Annotated in this window: 2 protein-coding genes; both read left to right on the top strand. The window is 67.1% G+C overall.

Going from position 1 to position 2,435, the window contains the following annotated elements; all coding sequences use genetic code 11:
• Nucleotides 1–78 precede the first annotated feature (78 nt).
• On the top strand, nt 79–801 hold the full coding sequence (locus ACE04F_RS22265) for a response regulator (RefSeq protein WP_305499379.1): 723 nt from the start codon (nt 79–81) through the stop codon (nt 799–801).
• Nucleotides 798–2,408, top strand: coding sequence for an ATP-binding protein (locus tag ACE04F_RS22260; RefSeq protein ID WP_486109955.1), 1,611 nt, complete (start codon nt 798–800; stop codon nt 2,406–2,408). Before ACE04F_RS22265 ends, ACE04F_RS22260 begins: the two co-directional genes overlap by 4 nt.
• The last annotated feature ends 27 nt before the right edge of the window (nt 2,409–2,435 follow it).

Genomic DNA, 2,435 nt, shown 5'->3' with positions numbered 1-2,435 from the left:
CCCCCCCCCCCCCCCCCCCCCCCACAGGGTGAGCGTTAATCCTTTCTTTTTATAGCTACAACAAGACGAGGCCCCGCCGTGGAACAAGAAGCCTGGCAGATATTGATTGTCGAGGATGACCAGCGCCTGGCCGAGCTGACCCGCGAATACCTGGAAAGCAACGGCCTGCGCGTCGCCATCGAGGGCAACGGCGCCGTGGCGGCCCAGCGGATCATCGACGAGCAGCCCGACCTGGTCATTCTCGACCTGATGCTGCCCGGCGAAGATGGCTTGAGCATCTGCCGCAAGGCGCGCGAGCACTACGACGGGCCGATCCTGATGCTCACCGCGCGGGCTGACGACACCGACCAGATCCAGGGCCTGGACCTGGGCGCCGACGACTATGTCTGCAAGCCGGTGCGCCCGCGCGTCCTGTTGGCCCGCATCCAGGCCCTGCTGCGGCGCAGCGAGCCGGAGCCGTCCGCAGCGCCGAAGCAACGGCGCCTGGAGTTCGGCCCCTTGGTGGTGGACAACGCCTTGCGCGAAGCCTGGCTGCAGGGCAACGGTATCGAGCTGACCAGCGCCGAATTCGACCTGCTCTGGCTGCTGGTGTCCAACGCCGGGCGCATCCTGTCTCGCGAGGAAATCTTCACCGCCCTGCGCGGCATCGGCTACGACGGCCAGGATCGCTCCATCGACGTGCGCATCTCGCGCATCCGTCCGAAGATCGGCGACGACCCGGAGCATCCACGACTGATCAAGACCATCCGCAGCAAAGGCTACCTGTTCGTCCCTGAAGCCTGCGTAGACGCGACCCCGTGAACTCCATCTTCCTGCGCATCTATGGCGGCATGTGCGCGGCACTGGTGCTGGTGGCGGTGCTGGGCGTGCTGGCGCTGCACCTGCTCAACCAGACGCGCGGCGAGCAGTACCGCGAGCGCCTGGCCCATGGCACGTTTTCCCTGATGGCCGACAACCTGCGGCCGATGAACGACACCGAACGGCGCCGGGCCCTGGCGGTGTGGGAACGCCTGCTGGGCATTCCGCTGGCGTTGCAGACGTTCAGCCAGACCGACCTCGACCTGGGCCAGCGCACCCGGGTGTTGCGCGGGCAGGTCCTGGTGGAGCAGATCGGGCCGCATGCGGCGAAGGTTTATCGGCTGGTCAGCGATGGCGAGCAGTTGACCCTGGTCGGGGAGGTCCGCCAGATCAGCGAGCAACTGGCTCGGGCAACCATTTATCTGCTGGCCGATGAACTGGTGCGTTATCCGGTGGCCGAGCAACCCCAGCGGCTGGCGCAACTCAAGCAGGAAAAAGGTTTTGGTTTCGACCTGCGCCTGATGACCGTCGAGCAGGCGGACATGGACGACGACCAGCGCCGGCGGGTGGCGGAGGGCGACACGGTGATGGCCCTGGGCAAGGGCGCCGACTCGATCCGGGTGTTCGCCGGCATGGTGGGCACGCCCTGGGTGCTGGAAATCGGCCCGCTGTACCAGATGAATCCGTACCCGCCTGAGTGGCTGGTGCTGATTGCCGCGCTCGGGTTGAGCCTGATCGGCCTGATCGTCTATCTGCTGGTGCGCCAGCTGGAGCGGCGCCTGCGTGGCCTCGAGTCGGCCGCGACCCAGATCGCCCAAGGCAGCCTGGAGACCCGCGTACCCGCTCGGGGCGCTGACTCGGTCGGACGCCTGGCCGCAGCGTTCAATGGCATGGCCGAGCACTTGCAGCAGCTGCTGGCGATCCAGCGCGAGTTGGTGCGTGCGGTGTCCCATGAACTGCGTACACCGGTGGCGCGCCTGCGCTTCGGCCTGGAAATGCTCGGCAGCGCCAGCACGCCCGAGGCCCGGGACAAATACCTGGCCGGGATGGATCACGACATCGAAGACCTGGACCGGCTGGTGGACGAGATGCTCACGTATGCGCGGCTGGAGCAAGGGTCGCCGGCGTTGAATTTCCAGCGGGTCGACCTGGATGCGTTGGTTAATCAGGTCATCGAAGAACTGGGCCCGTTGCGCGCCGGGATTAGCGTGGAGCGCGGCCTGTGCCTGTCCGCCGCCGATTGCGACGGCGCCTGGGTCGAGGCCGAGCCACGCTTTTTGCATCGGGCGTTGCAGAACCTGGTGGGCAATGCCATGCGCCACGCCAGATCCCAGGTGACCGTCAGTTACCAGGTCGGCCAGTTGCGCTGCCGGGTCGACGTCGAGGATGACGGACCGGGCGTGCCGGAGGCGGCCTGGGAGCGGGTGTTCAAGCCCTTCCTGCGCCTGGACGACAGCCGCGCACGCGCGTCGGGCGGCCATGGGCTGGGGCTGTCGATCGTGCGGCGGATCATCCACTGGCACGACGGCCGGGCGCTGATCGGCAAGAGCAAGCGCCTGGGCGGGGCGTGTTTCAGCTTGAGCTGGCCGAGGCATCAGGATCGGTCTTGAGAGAGGCGCTGCCCATGCCGGCCTCTT

This window comes from Pseudomonas sp. AGC41 (genome assembly GCF_057334555.1).
Note: the sequence above shows the minus strand (reverse complement) of the source record. Positions and strands in the feature narration are given on the sequence as shown.